Below are 15,107 nucleotides of genomic sequence, written 5' to 3'. Positions count from 1 at the left end.
GCACGGGGTTCAGCCCGTGGCCAGCGCGGCGTTCCACACCGGACTGTCCACGTAGTGGTTGTCGAAGCGCTCCGAGGACGCCTTGATCTCCTCGAAGCCCGCCTCGCCGCGCATGACCCGGCCCAGCAGCCGCAGGTAGTCGAAGCGCGCCATCCCCGGAGTGAAGGTGAACAGCACGTCGGCCGTGCACCCCGGGGCCGCGGCGAAGGCGTGCGGGGTGTGCGGCGGCACGAGCAGGAAGTCGCCCGCGCCGAGCACGGTCACCGTGTCGCCCGTCAGGACGCGCAGGGAGCCGTCGATGACGTAGAACATCTCCGCGGCCCGGGTGTGGAAGTGCGCCGGTGCGCCCACCGCGCCCTCGGCGAAGGTCGAACGGTAACTGGTCAACAACCCGCCCGTCGCCTCGGAGTCGGCCAGCAGCGTCATCGTGCTGCTGGGGTCGCTCGTCGTCTCCGCCTCGTCGGCCCGGGTCACCACCGGTGCGAAATCGGTACGCATGTCGCTCATCTCGTGCTCTCCCCTGGTGGCGGGCTCCCTCGATGCCCTTGTACGCACCATTCTGGACGGTGAGTTGACCAGGTGAGTGGTGCAATCAGGAGCCCGGTCCCTGGGCCAATTCCCAGGCCGTCCGGCGACGGGGCACGGAGCGGCCGGAGCGGCGGGGACGACCACGGGCCGGCCGCGGTACGGAGTGCGCGCGCTGTGACGGCACTCGCGGCATCCGGTAGAAATACCGGATGCTGCACTTGCGTGTGATCACCCCCGCCGACCGCACCGACGAGGTGGTCCATCTCATCGAGCGGACGGTGGGCACCACCCACCTGGTCGTGCTGCCCGGCGTCGCCCGCGAACCCGAGGGCGATGTCGTCATGTGCGACGTGGCCCGGGAGGCCGGCGACGAAGTCGTCGGCGGGCTCAGAGCGTTGGGCATCGACCGCTGCGGCGCCATCACCGCCGGGAACATCGACCTGTCGTTGTCCGAGCGCGCCGACGACGCGGAGAAGGACGCGCCGGGCGAGCCCGCCGACGCGGTGCTGTGGGAACAACTGGAGGAGGCGACGCACGAGGAGTCGACCCTCTCCATCACCTACGTCGTCTTCATCACCATCGCCACGATGATCGCGGCCTGCGGTGTGGTGCTCGACAACGCGATCCTCGTCGTGGGAGCGATGGCGGTCGGCCCGGAGTTCGGTCCGCTGGCCGGCATCTGCACCGCCATCGTGCAGCGTGCCCCGCGCCTGGCGCTGCGCTCACTGATCGCCCTGCTGGTGGGCTTCGCGGTGGCGATGGCGGTGACGGTGGGCTTCAGCTGGATCATGGCCGGGTTCGGCCTGTTCACCGAGGGCATGCTGGAGGGCGAGCGGCCCAACACCGGTTTCGTCTACGCCCCCGACGCCTTCTCCTTCGTGGTGGCGATCCTCGCCGGTATCGCCGGCACGCTGTCGCTGACCTCGGCGAAGTCCGGCGCCCTGGTGGGCGTGGCGATCTCCGTCACCACGGTCCCGGCCGCCGCCAACGCGGCCGTCGCGCTCAGCTTCGGTGACACCGGCCAGATGGTGGGCTCCAGCGAACAGCTGCTGCTGAACCTCTTCGGCATCGTCGTGGCGGGCACCCTGACCCTGGTCGCCCAGAAGGCCCTGTGGGCGACCCAGCGCAGCCGGTTCAGGAAACCGGAGAACTCCTGACCTGCCGCCGTGCCCCGACGCCCCTCGCCCGGTGCCCGCCCCGCGCCGGCCACACGCGGCCCGGGGCGCCCGGACGGACGGTCAGGCGTTGCCCGGACCGCGCACGGTGGTCAGTTCCGACAGCCCGGAGATCTCCAGCACCGGTGCGAGGAGCGGGGTGGCGATGAGCTGGAGGCGGTCGATGTGGCGGAAGAGGACGCTCAGTCCCGCGCTGTCGAGGTACTCGACCTCGGTCAGGTCGAGGACGAGAGGGCCCTGCGTCGTCTCGATCGCATCGGCGAGCGCGTCGGTGTTGCTCATGTCGATCTCACCGACGGCTGTCAACTGATGGACACCGTCGGGCCGTCGACTGGGAGTCAGGGTCAGAAGCGTGCTCATCAGGCAATCCTCGTGTGCATGTCGACGGTGGTGCCGGCGGTGCCGGAGGTGATGGTGACCTGGTGCATCAGCGCCCGCATCAGGGCCACGCCCCGGCCGCGGTGGCTGTTCGCCACGGGCTGCGGCGCCTTCCAACGGCCGGTGTCGGCCACCGTCAGGCGTAGGTCGTCGACCAGTGCCTCGGCGCGCAGGCGCACCGTGTCGCCGGGAGCGTCCCGGTGGCCGTGCTCGATCGCGTTGGCACACGCCTCCCCGGCCGCCACCAGGACGTTCTGCACCATGTGCGGGGGGAGTTCACACTGGTCGAGCCAACTGCGCAGCGCCTTGCGGACCGGCGCCAGCTGCGAGGACTCGGCCGGGAAGGCCACCTCCAGGGGGGCCGGGTGGCGGTACAGCAGCAGAGCCACGTCGTCGTCGTAGCCGCCGGAAGGCGCCAGTTGCGACATGACATGTGTGGCGAGATCGTCGACCGCCACGTCGCGGCCCGCCTGGACGGCTTCGCCGGCCTGGTCTATGCCCGCCGTCAACGGGCGCCGACGACGCTCGACGAGACCGTCGGTGTACAGCAGCAGCGTGGCGCGGGCGGGCACGGTACAGGTGCCTTCGGGGCGTTCCCTGCCCGGACGGACCGCCAGCGGCAGGGAGCGGCCCTCGTCGAGCAGGACCAGGGTGCCGTCGGGGTGGCTGAGGATCCCCGGCGGATGGCCGGCGCTCGAGTAGGTGAGACTGCCGGTCTCCGGATCGAGGACCCCGCAGAACACGGTGGTGCACATCGCGCCCGGAACGCCGGCGGCGAAGTGGTCCAGAGCCATCAGGGTCTGTGCCGGACTGGAGTCCTGCAGCAGCAGGGCGCGGCACGCGCTGCGCAACTGACCCATGACGGTGGCCGCTTCGAGACCGCGGCCGACGCAGTCCCCGACGACGATCCCGATGCGGCCGTCCTGGAGCCGGACGGTGTCGTACCAGTCACCGCCGACCTCCAGCGGGCGGGTGGCGGGCTCGTAGCGGACGGCGAAGCCCTCGGGGAGGTCGGACGGACCGAGGATGGAGCGCTGCAGGGCGATCGCGGTCTCACGCTGCTGGTCGATCTGGTAGGCGCGGGCCAGCCCCTGGGCGAGCTGGCCGGCGAGGAGGGACAGCAGCAGCCGGTTCTCCTCACCGGCGAAGGGCCGGTCCTCGCCGAGGCCGATCCACAACACCATCGACCCCTCCGGATGGCTGACGGTGATGCCCGCCCCGTCGGCGTCGTCGACGGGCGTCAGCAGCGGCCCGTCGAGCCAGCCCGACAACTGCTCCCGGCGCTCGGCGGACAGGTCCTGCCAGCGCAGGTCGGCGTCGGTCGCCGTCATCGACACCTCCTGCCCGGTGGTCGCGACCGCGGCCAGCACGCACTCGGCACGCCACAGGTCCTTGAGCACCGTGAGCGAGCCCGCGAGGGCCTCCGACAGGCTGGTCGCCTGCGTCAGCCGCATGCTCAGGGCGGCCTGCGCGCTCTCGCGCTGCACCCTGTAGTGCTCGGCGGTGACGTCGCGGAAGGTACCCACGGTCACCTGGCGTCCGGTGTCCGGATCCTGCGCCCGGTTGAAGGTGGCGGTCACCCACAGCCGGTGACCGTCGCGGTGCACGACCGGAATGGTGTACGACCCCTTGGGATCGTTCAGCACCTGCGCGAAGGCCTCGCCCACCTCGCGGTACGCTTCCGGGTCGCGCTCGGCGTCCGGCCACCAGGGGTGCACCGGCCGGTAGGGCAGGCCCTCGGGATCGAAGCCCAGGATGTCGGTGAAGGCCGTGTTGATCTCGATGACGGCGCCTTCCTCGTCGCAGACGAAGAACGCCTCCTGCAGGGAGTCCACCAGTGCCTTGCGCCAGCGCGCCTGATGGTTGCGCAACCGTGCCAGCTCGACGTTGGCCCGCACCCGGGCGAGGAGCTCGGCCGCGGCGAACGGCTTGACGAGATAGTCGTCGGCACCGGCCTGCAGACCCTCGATGGACGCCTCCTGCCCGGCCCTCGCGGACAGCAGCACCACGGGCACCGACACGGTCCGCGGGTCGGTGCGCAGAGCCGCCACCAGACCGAGGCCGTCCAGGCCGGGCATCATCACATCGCTGATGACCAGATCGGGGGCGTCGGCCCGGACGGCCTCCAGGGCCGCCAGACCGTCTTCGACGGTGTCCACCTCGTACCCGGCGCCGTCCAGGAGCCGCGTGAGGTACTCGCGCATGTCGGCGTTGTCGTCGGCGACGAGCACACGCGCGGAGACGGTGGGGGCGGTCGCGTACCCCGAAGGATCGGCGGCGGTCACCGTGGTGCGGGCGTCGGAGGCCACCTCGTCCGGCAGCCAGCGCAGCGCCTCCTGCACGTAGGGGTCGGCGGTCGACGAGCCCCGGCCGTCGTGGGAGGGCACGAGGGCGTCGGAGGGCAGATGGGCCGCCCCGAACGGCAGACGGACGGTGAAGCAGGTGCCCCCTCCCTCGGTGCTGTCGGCGGTGATCGTGCCGCCGTGCAGCCCCACCAGCTCCTTGACCAGGGCCAGCCCGATACCGCTGCCCTCGTTGGAACGGGAACGGGCGTTCTCGATCCGGTGGAACCGCTCGAACAGGCGTGGCATCTCCGCCGCGGGCACGCCGATGCCGGTGTCGGCGACGGTCACGACGGCGTGCGTGTCCTCGGCGCGTACGCCCACGCGGATCGAGCCGTCGAAGGTGAACTTCAGCGCGTTGCTCAGCAGGTTCAGGATCACCTTCTCCCACATGCCACGGTCGGTGTACACCGGCTCGGGGAGCTCGGCGCAGTCGATGTGGAAGTCCAGACCGGCCTTGTCGACGGCGGAGCGGAACACGCTGGCCAGGTCGGCGGTGATCAGGGACAGGTCGACCGGTTCGAAGCGGGCCTGCATCCGGCCGGCCTCGATGCGGGAGAAGTCGAGCAGGGAGTTGACCAGTTTGCCCAGGCGCAGTCCGTTGCGGTGGACGACGTCCAGCTCTTCCCTCACCTGGGCGTCGGCGCCGGCCAGCTGCGAGCGGAGTTCCTCCACCGGTCCCATGATCAGGGTCAGCGGAGTGCGGAACTCGTGGCTGATGTTGGAGAAGAAGGCCGTCTTGGCCCGGTCCAGTTCCGCGAGTTCCTCGGCCCGCCGCTGCTGGGCCTCGTAACTGCGGGCGCTGGCGATGCCCGCCGCGAGATGACCCGCGACCAGCTCGACGAACCCGCGGTAGGCGTCGTCCAGCGACCGGTAGCGGTTCAGCCCGGCCACCAGGAACCCGTAAGGAGAGCCGCCCTGCTGGAGCAGCGGCAGCACCAGCGCCTGCGAGGGTGAGCGCGGCCAGTCGCCGGCCGGCAGTTCACCGCACGGGGCGTCTTCGAGCGACACCAGCACCGACTCGCCGCGCGCGGGCGCCGCAACGGGCCAGACACCGGAGCCGTCGGCCGGCAGCGTGGCGGGCGCGGCCGGGTGACCCCCGGCCAGTCCCGTGGCGTCCGCCAGGTGGGCGGAACCGTCGTCCTCCAGGAGGTACGTCAGCGTGAACGGCAGATCCCGCCGGTTGCCGTTCAGCTGCTGGTTGGCGAAGGCGAGCCACTCCTGCTCGGTGCGGACCACACTGGGATCGGAGCCGAGATCGCGCAGGGTCGCCATCCGGCGTTCGCCGATGACCCGTTCGGTGTCCTCGCTGACCACGCAGAGCATGCCGACCACGGTGCCCCGGTCGTCCCGCAGCGGACTGTAGGAGAAGGTGTGGTAGCTCTCCTCCGTGTACCCGGCCCGTTCCAGGAACAGCAGCAGGCCCTCGTCCCAGGTCGCCTCGCCCGTACTCATGACGGTGTCGATGCGCGGGCCGATGTCGTCCCAGATCTCCGCCCACACCTCGCCGGCCGGCCGGCCCAGGGCCCACGGGTACTTGGCGCCCAAAGTGTCCCGCCGGTAGGCGGCGTTGCAGAAGAACGTGAGGTCCGGACCCCACGCCATCCACATCGAGAACCGGGAGGACAGCAGGATGCTCACCGCGGTCCGCAGACTCTGCGGCCACTCCTCCGGCGCGCCCAGCGCGGTCGCCGACCAGTCCACGCGGGCCAGATCCTGGCCGATCTCCTGGTCGGCAGCGAACACGCCTGTTCCGACCGCTGACGCGGTCTCACAGGCAGCGTCGTGCGAACGCTCCACCGGGCCCCTTCCCTCACGCCGCCGACAGGCAACCGAGACGGCAGGCCCGCGGGACGCCGTCTCTCGCCTGACTCCTTGCCGACCGCCCACCGCCGCCCGAGGACAGCACCGGGGGAAGGCACCTGCATCGCCACTGCGGTCGCCGTGTACGCGGAAAAGCCCGGGGGCCTGCCCACCACGTGCGACGACTTCGTAGGATAAGCCAGCCGACCGGGTACACACCGCCCGGACGGTCACCGCGGTCGGACACGAGGAGCAGGGGAGACGATGACGGCGAGCCCCGTGCAGGCCGGCCCGGCGCTGCCGGTCGCCGAGGAGGCGCGGCTGGCCGCCGTCCGCCGCTACCAAGTACTGGACACCCCGCCCGACGGTGCCTTCGACCGCATCGCGTCCCTGGCGGCACGCCTCTTCGACGCGCCCATGGCCACCGTGGCGATCGTCGACACCGACCGCGTGTGGTTCAAGGCCGCCCACGGGATCGGCGGCGTCACCGAGACCGACCGCGCGCCCGGCCTGAGCGCCTCGGCCATCCTCCACGGCGAGCCCTACGTGGTGACCGACACCGACGCCGACAGCCGCGCGTTCGCCCACCCCCTGGTCCGCGGCGACCTCGGCGTCCGCTTCTACGCCGCCGCACCCATCATCACGGCCGACGGACAGCGCCTGGGCACCGTGGACGTCCTCGACACCCGCCCCCGCAAACCCACCGACGACCAGCTCGAGGCCCTCCAGGACCTGGCCGCGCTCGTCATGGACGAGCTGGAGCTGCGGCTGTCGGCCATGCGCACGGTCGCGGCCGAACGCGAGCGGCGCGCCGAGGCGGAGCGCCTCGCCCGAGCCCTGCAACGCACGCTGCTGCCCCCCGCCCTGCCCGACGTCCCCGGCCTGCAGGTGGCGGCGGCGTACCACACGGCCTCGCCGGACGAGGTGGGCGGAGACTTCTATGATCTCTTCCCCCTGGACGACGGCCGGTGGGCGTTCTTCCTGGGCGACGTGTGCGGCAAGGGGGCGGACGCCGCCGCGCTGACCTCGCTGACCCGCTACACCCTGCGCGCGGCCGCCATCTACGACCCGGATCCGTGCACCGCGCTGGCCAACCTGGACGCCGTCCTCAAGGGGGAGTACCAGGGCAGTGACCCGCGTTACTGCACCGCGGTCTTCGGCGTCCTGCAGCCCCTGCCCGACGGCTCCCACGCCATCACGCTGGCCGGCGGCGGGCATCCCTCCACCCTCGCGGTGCGCGCGGACGGAGCCGTGCAGGCGATCTCGACGGCGGGGGGACAGCTCGTCGGCATGCTGCCCGACCCGCAGTTCGTGCAGAACACCACACGGCTCCTCCCGGGTGAATGCCTCCTGCTGTACACGGACGGTCTCACCGAAGCGCGCACCTCGGACGGCACCATGCTCGACGAGGACGGTCTGACCCGTCACCTGACCGAGACGGCGCCGCGCACGGCCGACGAACTGCTGCGGTCGGTCGAGGCGCTGCTGGAGCGTCTGGGCGAGGGCGTCAGTGACGACACCGCCGTCCTCGCGCTGTCCGTACCCGCCCCCATCGAACCCCGTCCCCAGGAGAACCGGTGACCGACTCCGAACACCTGTTGACCGTCACCCCGCACGCGACCCCGTCGGGAACCTTCGTCCTGGAGGTGTCGGGCGAGTTGGACCACCACACCGCCCAGCTCCTCACCCAGGCGGTCAACGACGCCCCCTTCGACGACAGCGGCGTGGTCATCGACCTGTCCGACCTGACCTACTGCGACTCCACGGGTATCACCGTGCTCATCAGCGCCTACCAGAGAGCACAGGCGACCGGCTCTCCGCTCAGCCTGGCCGGGGTCAATCCGGACCAGATGCGTGTCTTCTCCGTCGTCGGACTCGACCAGGTGTTCACCTTCCACCCCACCACCGCGGCCGCCATCGCCTCCCTGGGAGGGTGACCGGGCCCGGTCACGCCCTCCCGCTTCTTCGGCGGCGACGGTGTCGGCGTGCCGGGGACGGACTAGACTGGCCGGTACACGCGTCCAGCCGCACGAGACGTGGGGCCTTGGCCGATCGGAGCGGTGGGGGAGGGGTTGGGGACCGCAGTGCTCACACACGAGCGTACGGAACGCCGGGTCCGTGACATGGACCACGGTGATCACTTGTGCCTGGCGTTCGCCGATGACGACGAGCAGCGCCGGGTGGTCACGGCCTACCTGTCCGCCGGAATAGAGCGCGGTGAGCGGGTCATGTACTTCGCCGACCAGTGCGCCCCGGCGGACGTCGTCGGCTGGCTGAGCGGGGCGGGTATCGACCCCGGTCCCGCGCTGGAGAAGGGTCAGCTCGTGGTCACCACGGCCGACGAGACCTACCTGGCGTCCGGCTCCTTCGACGCCGACGACATGGTGACCGTCCTGGAGCGCGAGGTCAGGGACTCGCTGGCCGGCGGCTACACCGGGTTCCGGGTGAGCGGTGAGATGGGCTGGGCCCTGCGTGCCGTTCCCGGCGCCGACCGGCTCGGCGAGTACGAGACCAAGGTCAACTCGGTCTTCGTCGGGCAGAAGGCGTCCGCCATCTGCCAGTACGACGCACGGCGCTTCACCAGCGCGCAGCTGGACGGATTCGACCGGTGCCACCCCGGAGCCGTGGAGGCCCAGCCCCTTCACGACGACGGCACGCTCCGACTGGTCCCGACCTTCCACGACGGGCATCGGGCACTGCGCGTGGCCGGCAGCATCGATCACCGCACCACACACGCCCTCGCCGCGGCGCTGGACACGGCGGTGTCCTGGCCGGGTGACCTCCGGGTGGACATGACGGAGCTGGAGTTCATCGACCTCGCCGGGGTCCGCGCCCTGTCCCGGCGCGCGGCCGGGCTGGAGCCGGGCCGGCGACTCCACGTGGTGGAACTGGCGCCCCTGCTCTGCCAGGTGATCACCATGGTCGGATTCGACGAGACGCCGGCCCTGGTCGTCACCCCGCGGAGGGCCACCGCGTGACCGAGACGCTCACCCTGGACCCGCTGCCCGCGCACGGCGGCAACCTCGCCCACCAGGCGTTGATCTACGGCAGCGACGACGAGTTCCTCGCCGCGACGGTGCCGTTCTGCCTGGACGGACTGGAACAGGGCGACGCCGTGCTGGCGGTGACCACCCCGGGCAACACGGACCTGTTGCGGCAGGCCCTCGACGGGGCCCGTGCCCACATCGACTTCGGGGACACCGAGGAGTGGTACCGCACGCCCGGTCGCACGCTGGGCGACTACTACCGGTACGTCGACCGGCTCACCGGTACCGGGGGGCACCGACGGGTACGCGTCATCGGTGAGCCCGTCTGGACCTCCAGGGACGCGCTGGAGACGGCAGAGTGGACCCGCTACGAGGCCGCCGTCAACGTGGCCTTCGCCGACTGCCCGGCCTGGATCGTCTGCCCGTACGACACCCGTGTCCTGCCGGAGGACGTGGTGGCAGGCGCCCGCCGGACCCATCCGGTGATAGAGGCGGCGGCGACCGTCCTGCCCAGCGACCGGTACGTGGAGCCGACGGCCGACGGCGGCTGGCGACGGCCGCTCCAGCCCTTGGGCACGGAGGACGGAGACCTCGTCATGCGCTTCGGAACCGACCTGTCGGCCGTGCGGGCCGAAGTCGCCGCGTCCGCCGTCCGGATGGGCCTGTCCGAGGACGGGACCCGGCGTCTGGTCTTCGCGGTCAACGAGGTGGCCACCAACGCGGTCCAGCACGGCGGAGGCGCCGGGGAGCTGGTGATGCGACGCTCGGGCCGGCGTGTGGTGTGCGACGTCACCAGCACGGGCGACAACGACTCCGGCTGGTTCGTGGGCTATCTGCCCCCCGACCCGCAGCGGCAACGCGGCCACGGCATGTGGGTGGTGCGCCAGTTGTGCGACCTGCTCGAGGTGCACACAGCTCAGAACAGCACGACCGTACGCCTCCACGTCAGCCTCGGCTGAGAGGCCCGGCGCCGTCCGGCGGACGGGGCCGGACACCGCCTAACGGAGCGCGATCAGCGCCGTGACCCGCTTGCCGGCCGCCTCGGGCCGGATCTCGAGGGACTGGCTCAGGGCGGCCACGATCTCCAGACCGTGCTGCCCCACCCGGCCGGGATCGGCCGACCTGGTGACCGGCAGCGTGGTACCGCCGTCCCGCACGGTGACGGTCAGCGTGTCGTCGGTGCGGGACAGGGTCAGTTCGATGAGCCCGCGCCCGTACTTCACCGCGTTGGTGATGAGCTCGCTCACCACCAACTGGACGGCGCCGGTCGTCCTCTCGGAGACGGGGTGCTCGCTGCCCCGCTGGGAGGCGGCGAGGTACTCGACCGCCACCCGACGGGCCTCGGCGATCCGCAGGGTCTCCCGCCGGAACGTCGTCGAGAGCCCCTGCGGACCCGCCTGCGCGCCGTCCGGTGCCCGTCGTATCGACGGCCCGTTCTGCCCTGACCCACCCATGTCAATCGCCACGTTACCCCCGCGTGATGCGCTGCGCGCCGACGTCTCCCGCTTCGCCGGAACATTCGCCGTCCCTACGATAGTTCCGCTTTCCGCCGCCCACTGCCTTTCGCCCGGCGAGGGAGCGGCACCCGCTGTCCCGGTGGCCCGCGGTCGAGGGCCCGCGGGCTCAGGCCGCGTCGAGCATGCCTTCGCGCAGGCGGGCCAGCAGGCGGGAGATCAGCCGGGAGACGTGCATCTGGGAGACGCCGAGGCGCTCGCCGATGTCCTTCTGGGTGAGCTCCTCCACGAAGCGCCAGTGGATGATCTGGCGGTCGCGCTCGTCCAGCTCGGCGATCATCGGGGCGAGCGCGTGGAAGTCCTCGACCAGGGCGAGGGCGGTGTCCTCGGCGCCGATGAAGTCGGCGAGGGCGGACTCGCCGTCCTCGCTGCCGCTGATGGCCGCGTCCAGGGAGGCGGAGTTGTAGCCGTTGGCCGCCAGGCGGGCCTCGACGACCTCGTCCTCCGGCAGGCTCATCAGCTCGGAGAGTTCCTTGGTGGTGGGATTGCGGCCCAGTCGGCTGCGCAGCTCCTCGGTGGCCCGGGCCAGCTGGACGCGGGCCTCCTGGAGGCGGCGGGGCACGTGCACGGCCCAGGAGGTGTCGCGGAAGAAACGCTTGATCTCACCGACGATGTAGGGCACCGCGAAGGAGGTGAACTCGACCTCGCGGGTCAGCTCGAAGCGGTCGATGGCCTTGATCAGGCCGATCATGCCGACCTGGACGATGTCCTCCATCTCCTCCGGGCCGCGGCTGCGGAACCGGCCGGCCGCGAAGCGGACCAGGGACATGTTCATCTCGATGAGGGTGTTGCGCGCGTACTGGTATTCCGGCGTGCCCTCTTCAAGGACCGTCAGCTGCTGGAAGAAGAGCTTCGACAACTCCCGCGCGTCCTTCGGTGCCACCTTGGACGGGTCCGCCACCTCCGGCATGCCCGTGGTGGTGTGCTCGGTGATCCGTGCGGTCATCGTCGCCATGATGGGGCCCTCCCTGTTCCAGCTGTCTGCTCGTCAGCAGCGACCCGGCCAATACCCCCGGCCTGGGGGTGTATGCAACGCCGTACGAATAATTTTTCCATACGCCGCTCCGACGGCGCCGCCAGGTGCGCGGTGACGGGGGGTGTAGACCTGTCGGCGTGGGGCATTCGGTGTTCTGCCTGACACGCCCCGGTCCCCGATCGAGGCCGTCAGGTGCCATGAGGCCGTTACCGGCGGGGTTTGTGAGGGGAGACGCACCACAATGATCATTCCGGCGGAGAAGGAACTGCGCTCGGTCCTGGCTCGGTTCGCTCAGGCGCGCATCGAACACGACGTGTGCCCCACCGGCCTGACCAGCAGGACACTCGAGGACACCACCTACACGCTGTGCGTGATGACCGGGGCCCGCACGGCCGAGGACGCCCTGCGCACGGCCGATGCGCTGCTCGAGCAGTACGCCGACCGTACGAGCGTCTCCCGTGAGGAGGAGGCCCTGGCCGCGTAGGACACGGCCGGGGGTGGGCATAGGCTTCCCGTCATGAACCGATGGGAGCAGCTGACCGGCGGCGGGTCCGGAGAGCAGTACGCCGCTCGTTTCGCGGAACTCGCCGAACGAGGTCAGGACGTACACGGCGAGGCGCGTCTGTGCGCCGCGCTGGTGCCACCCGGATCGCGCGTCCTGGACGCCGGCTGCGGCACCGGGCGGGTCCTGGTCCAGCTCGCCGAACTCGGGTACGACGGCGCGGGCGTGGACCAGGACGCCTCCATGCTCGCCGTGGCCCGTCGCACCGCCCCGCGGCTGACCTGGGTCCAGGCCGACCTGTCGGACTTCGACCCGGCCGCCGCGGGACTCACCCCCGGCTTCGACCTCGTCGTCGCGGCGGGCAACGTCTTCCCGCTGCTCGCCCCCGGCACCGAGGCCGCCGTGGCCGGCGTACTGGCCCGGGCCCTGCGCCCCGGCGGCCTCCTCGTCGCCGGTTTCGGCCTGGACCGGGAGCACCTCCCGGTGCCGCCCGGCCTCACCCTGGCGCAGTACGACGCGTACTGCGCCGAGGCCGGCCTCTCCCTCACCGACCGTTTCGCCACCTGGGACGCCGACCCCTACGAGGGGGGCGGTTACGCGGTCAGCGTCCATCGCCGCTGACACCCGGGGGCCGTGCCGTCCCGGGCGGCCCACTCGTGCGGGCCGGTGGGTGCCTCGGTCAGCGTGGCGCCGTCCCGGGCGGCGACATGCGGGTGAGCATGAGGTGGCCCATTCCCCCTCCGCACCGAGGCGATGCGATGCCCGACCGCGCCCGTGACGTCCGACCCGAGCCCGCCGCACCGAGGGGTGCCCTCCATCCGAGGCTCGCCGAACGCTGGCTGTTCAGGGGCATCTTCGGTCTGGTGCTGGCGAGTGCCATGGTGGCCGCGCTGGACGTCCCGGGCGAGGAGGGCGATCCCGGGCAGGACGCGTTGTGGGTCCTGCTCACCGCGCTGGCGTCCGGCGCTGCCCACGGGTACGCGCACGTCATCGCCCGGCGTGCGTCGGGAGAGGGGTCGGCCAAGCCGAGCAGGGCGCGGGCGGTGCTGGCCGAGTGGCCGCTGACGGCCGCCGTACTGCCCACCGTGTGCCTCCTGCTCGGAGCGGTCGCCGAATGGTGGACGGAGGAGACGGCGGTCGAGGTGGCCCTCCTGTTCAACACCGTCGCCCTGTTCGTGTTCGGGGTCTCGGCGGCCCGCACCGCCGGGCTGGGCTGGCCGTCCTCCTGCCGGGCGGGCTTCATGGACATGCTGATCGGGCTCCTGGTCATCGCCGCGGACGCGCTGATCGAGTAGCGCGTCCGCCGGCTGCCGGGGATCACGGCCCCCTTCCGCGCGTCCCCCCTGTGACGCTGAGCTCATCCGATGCGACACGCCACGGTGTATGAATGCCGGAAGACCGGTAAGGCGGCTGGAATGAGCAGCTTTCCCGGAAGGACCACTCCGAGTGAGGGCGGGTTTCCCGCGGTCGCCCCTGGACGCGAGCCGGCGGCCCGCACGGTGCCGGCGGTGAGCGCGGCCCCCATGCAACCCCGGCGGGACGGCGAGGGAAGTCTCGCGCATGTGGTGGAGACCCTGTTGGACAAGGGCCTGGTGCTGAACGCCGACATCATGGTCTCGGTCGCCGGGGTCGAGTTGCTGGGCATCCGGCTGCGTGCGGCCCTCGCCTCCTTCGAGACGGCCGCCCGCTACGGACTGGAGTTCCCTTCCGGCACGGACACGGAGACCGCCGCGTGGCGCGAGACCCGGGAGGAGAAGGAGACCTGTCCGGCGTGCGGCAAGCGCGCCGCCGTCGAGCAGTTGCTGAACCAGTGGTGCCCCTGGTGCGGCTGGCGCAGTGCGCAGGCCCAGTTGCGGGACGGCGGCGGGCAGGCCGAACTGACGGGCCGCCAGGAGACGGACGGCCAGGAAGCCGTGGAGGGCGGCGCGGCCGACGAGGAGGCCGCGAGCGGACGAGAGGCCGAGCGGCGTGACTGACCCGACCCCGATGCGGCCCACCCGCGAACCGAGAGTGACCCTGGACGACCTCGTCGAGGTGCTGCTCAACAAGGGCGCCGTCCTCCACCTCGACCTCATCGTCGCGGTCGCGGACATCCCGCTGATCGGCGTCTCGGTGCGGGCGGCCATCGCCGGGATGGAGACGATGCTGGAGTACGGCATGATGCGCAACTGGGACGAGGCCACCCGCGCCTGGGCCGAGCGCTCCGCCGTCCGCCGAGCCCTCGACCTGCGCGAGGGGGAGAGCGTCGTCCGCCGGATGAGCGGCGGCCACCTGCTGACCGAGGGCGTCTACCACGGCTGGCGGCCCGGCACCGTGTACCTCACCGACCAGCGTCTCCTCGTGCTGCGCGAGGAGCCCAGGGAGGTGCTCTGGCAGACCGAACTCTCCGCCGTGGGCGCGGTCCGGCTGGAGCCGGAGCAGACGGTCGGCGGCGAGGAACGCCTGCGCCTCGAGGTCCGGTCGGCCGGTGGCCGGCGGGACCTGCTCTCGGCCAGGGAACCGGAGGCACTGCACGACCTGCTCGTCAAGGCCCTCGCCGGGCGCCTCGCACCGGCCTTGCCGACCGGGTCCGCCGGGGAGGACGAGCCGCCGATCGCCGACGGACACCTCTGGTACGAGGAACCGCGCAGGTCCGGCCCGTTGTGGCGGGGCGGACGGGCCCGACTCACGGCCGACCGGCTCACCTGGAAGTCGCCCGTGGACGGACGGCCCGCGCTGGTCCTGGACACCACGGCCGTGGCCGGGGTCGAGCGGGCGGCCGGGTACGGGCCCGGCGGCGAGGGGAGCGTCCTCGTGCTGCGCACCACGGCGGGCGAGGAGATCCGGCTCTCCGCCGACGACCCGGAGCGCTGGCTCCGGTGGCTGACGTCCGCGGCCCCCGAACCGGCCCTCGCGTGAGCGG

Annotated in this window: 15 protein-coding genes; 10 read left to right on the top strand and 5 right to left on the bottom strand. The window is 71.8% G+C overall.

What is annotated here, in order from left to right; genetic code table 11:
• Window positions 1-9: 9 nt before the first annotated feature.
• On the bottom strand, window positions 10-507 hold the full coding sequence (locus ACGF5T_RS17820) for a cupin domain-containing protein (protein WP_366767903.1): 498 nt from the start codon (window positions 505-507) through the stop codon (window positions 10-12).
• Between the two features lie 230 nt (window positions 508-737).
• On the opposite strand from ACGF5T_RS17820, the gene ACGF5T_RS17815 reads away from it, so the two are divergent.
• Window positions 738-1,685, top strand: a complete 948-nt coding sequence (locus ACGF5T_RS17815) for a DUF389 domain-containing protein (RefSeq protein WP_356611796.1) — start codon at window positions 738-740, stop codon at window positions 1,683-1,685.
• Between the two features lie 81 nt (window positions 1,686-1,766).
• Here ACGF5T_RS17815 and ACGF5T_RS17810 read toward each other — a convergent pair whose 3' ends face one another.
• The gene (locus ACGF5T_RS17810) at window positions 1,767-2,063 is read right to left on the bottom strand and encodes an STAS domain-containing protein (RefSeq protein ID WP_356611798.1); all 297 of its coding nucleotides are present in this window, start codon (window positions 2,061-2,063) and stop codon (window positions 1,767-1,769) included.
• Complete coding sequence (locus ACGF5T_RS17805; RefSeq protein WP_356611800.1) at window positions 2,063-6,223, bottom strand: SpoIIE family protein phosphatase; 4,161 nt, start codon at window positions 6,221-6,223, stop codon at window positions 2,063-2,065. The genes ACGF5T_RS17810 and ACGF5T_RS17805 overlap by 1 nt, the downstream gene beginning before the upstream one ends.
• A gap of 267 nt (window positions 6,224-6,490) precedes the next feature.
• Here ACGF5T_RS17805 and ACGF5T_RS17800 point away from each other — a divergent pair, with 267 nt between their 5' ends.
• The 4 genes from ACGF5T_RS17800 to ACGF5T_RS17785 all read left to right on the top strand — a co-directional run bounded on the left by ACGF5T_RS17800 (window position 6,491) and on the right by ACGF5T_RS17785 (window position 10,172).
• On the top strand, window positions 6,491-7,807 hold the full coding sequence (locus ACGF5T_RS17800; RefSeq protein WP_366767902.1) for a GAF domain-containing SpoIIE family protein phosphatase: 1,317 nt from the start codon (window positions 6,491-6,493) through the stop codon (window positions 7,805-7,807).
• Complete coding sequence (locus tag ACGF5T_RS17795) at window positions 7,804-8,163, top strand: STAS domain-containing protein (RefSeq protein ID WP_356611804.1); 360 nt, start codon at window positions 7,804-7,806, stop codon at window positions 8,161-8,163. Before ACGF5T_RS17800 ends, ACGF5T_RS17795 begins: the two co-directional genes overlap by 4 nt.
• 186 nt (window positions 8,164-8,349) lie before the next feature.
• Window positions 8,350-9,204, top strand: coding sequence for an MEDS domain-containing protein (locus ACGF5T_RS17790; RefSeq protein WP_366767901.1), 855 nt, complete (start codon window positions 8,350-8,352; stop codon window positions 9,202-9,204).
• A complete protein-coding gene (locus ACGF5T_RS17785; RefSeq protein WP_356611808.1) occupies window positions 9,201-10,172 on the top strand; it encodes a sensor histidine kinase in 972 nt (323 codons plus the stop codon). The genes ACGF5T_RS17790 and ACGF5T_RS17785 overlap by 4 nt, the downstream gene beginning before the upstream one ends.
• Before the next feature lie 39 nt (window positions 10,173-10,211).
• Here ACGF5T_RS17785 and ACGF5T_RS17780 read toward each other — a convergent pair whose 3' ends face one another.
• A complete protein-coding gene (locus tag ACGF5T_RS17780) occupies window positions 10,212-10,667 on the bottom strand; it encodes an ATP-binding protein (RefSeq protein WP_356611810.1) in 456 nt (151 codons plus the stop codon).
• 169 nt (window positions 10,668-10,836) lie between these two features.
• Complete coding sequence (locus tag ACGF5T_RS17775) at window positions 10,837-11,682, bottom strand: RNA polymerase sigma factor SigF (RefSeq protein WP_383644009.1); 846 nt, start codon at window positions 11,680-11,682, stop codon at window positions 10,837-10,839.
• Between the two features lie 262 nt (window positions 11,683-11,944).
• Here ACGF5T_RS17775 and ACGF5T_RS17770 point away from each other — a divergent pair, with 262 nt between their 5' ends.
• The 5 genes from ACGF5T_RS17770 (at window position 11,945) to ACGF5T_RS17750 (ending at window position 15,103) form a co-directional block, all read left to right on the top strand.
• Window positions 11,945-12,187: a DUF5133 domain-containing protein gene (locus tag ACGF5T_RS17770; protein ID WP_356611518.1), complete on the top strand. Its 243-nt coding sequence runs from the start codon at window positions 11,945-11,947 to the stop codon at window positions 12,185-12,187.
• A 33-nt stretch (window positions 12,188-12,220) separates the two neighbouring features.
• The gene (locus ACGF5T_RS17765; protein ID WP_356611520.1) at window positions 12,221-12,826 is read left to right on the top strand and encodes a class I SAM-dependent methyltransferase; all 606 of its coding nucleotides are present in this window, start codon (window positions 12,221-12,223) and stop codon (window positions 12,824-12,826) included.
• Between the two features lie 137 nt (window positions 12,827-12,963).
• Window positions 12,964-13,500 carry a hypothetical protein gene (locus ACGF5T_RS17760; protein WP_366769013.1) on the top strand — a complete coding sequence of 179 codons (537 nt, stop codon included), beginning with the start codon at window positions 12,964-12,966 and terminating at the stop codon, window positions 13,498-13,500.
• A gap of 213 nt (window positions 13,501-13,713) precedes the next feature.
• Window positions 13,714-14,181 carry a gas vesicle protein gene (locus ACGF5T_RS17755; protein ID WP_356611524.1) on the top strand — a complete coding sequence of 156 codons (468 nt, stop codon included), beginning with the start codon at window positions 13,714-13,716 and terminating at the stop codon, window positions 14,179-14,181.
• On the top strand, window positions 14,174-15,103 hold the full coding sequence (locus ACGF5T_RS17750; RefSeq protein WP_356611526.1) for a gas vesicle protein GvpJ: 930 nt from the start codon (window positions 14,174-14,176) through the stop codon (window positions 15,101-15,103). The genes ACGF5T_RS17755 and ACGF5T_RS17750 overlap by 8 nt, the downstream gene beginning before the upstream one ends.
• Window positions 15,104-15,107 lie beyond the last annotated feature (4 nt).

Source organism: Streptomyces sp. NPDC047853 (genome assembly GCF_043204535.1).
Classification (GTDB): Bacteria; Actinomycetota; Actinomycetes; order Streptomycetales; family Streptomycetaceae; genus Streptomyces.
The sequence above is the reverse complement of the archived record's forward strand: the minus strand, read 5'-3'. Positions and strand labels throughout refer to the sequence as shown.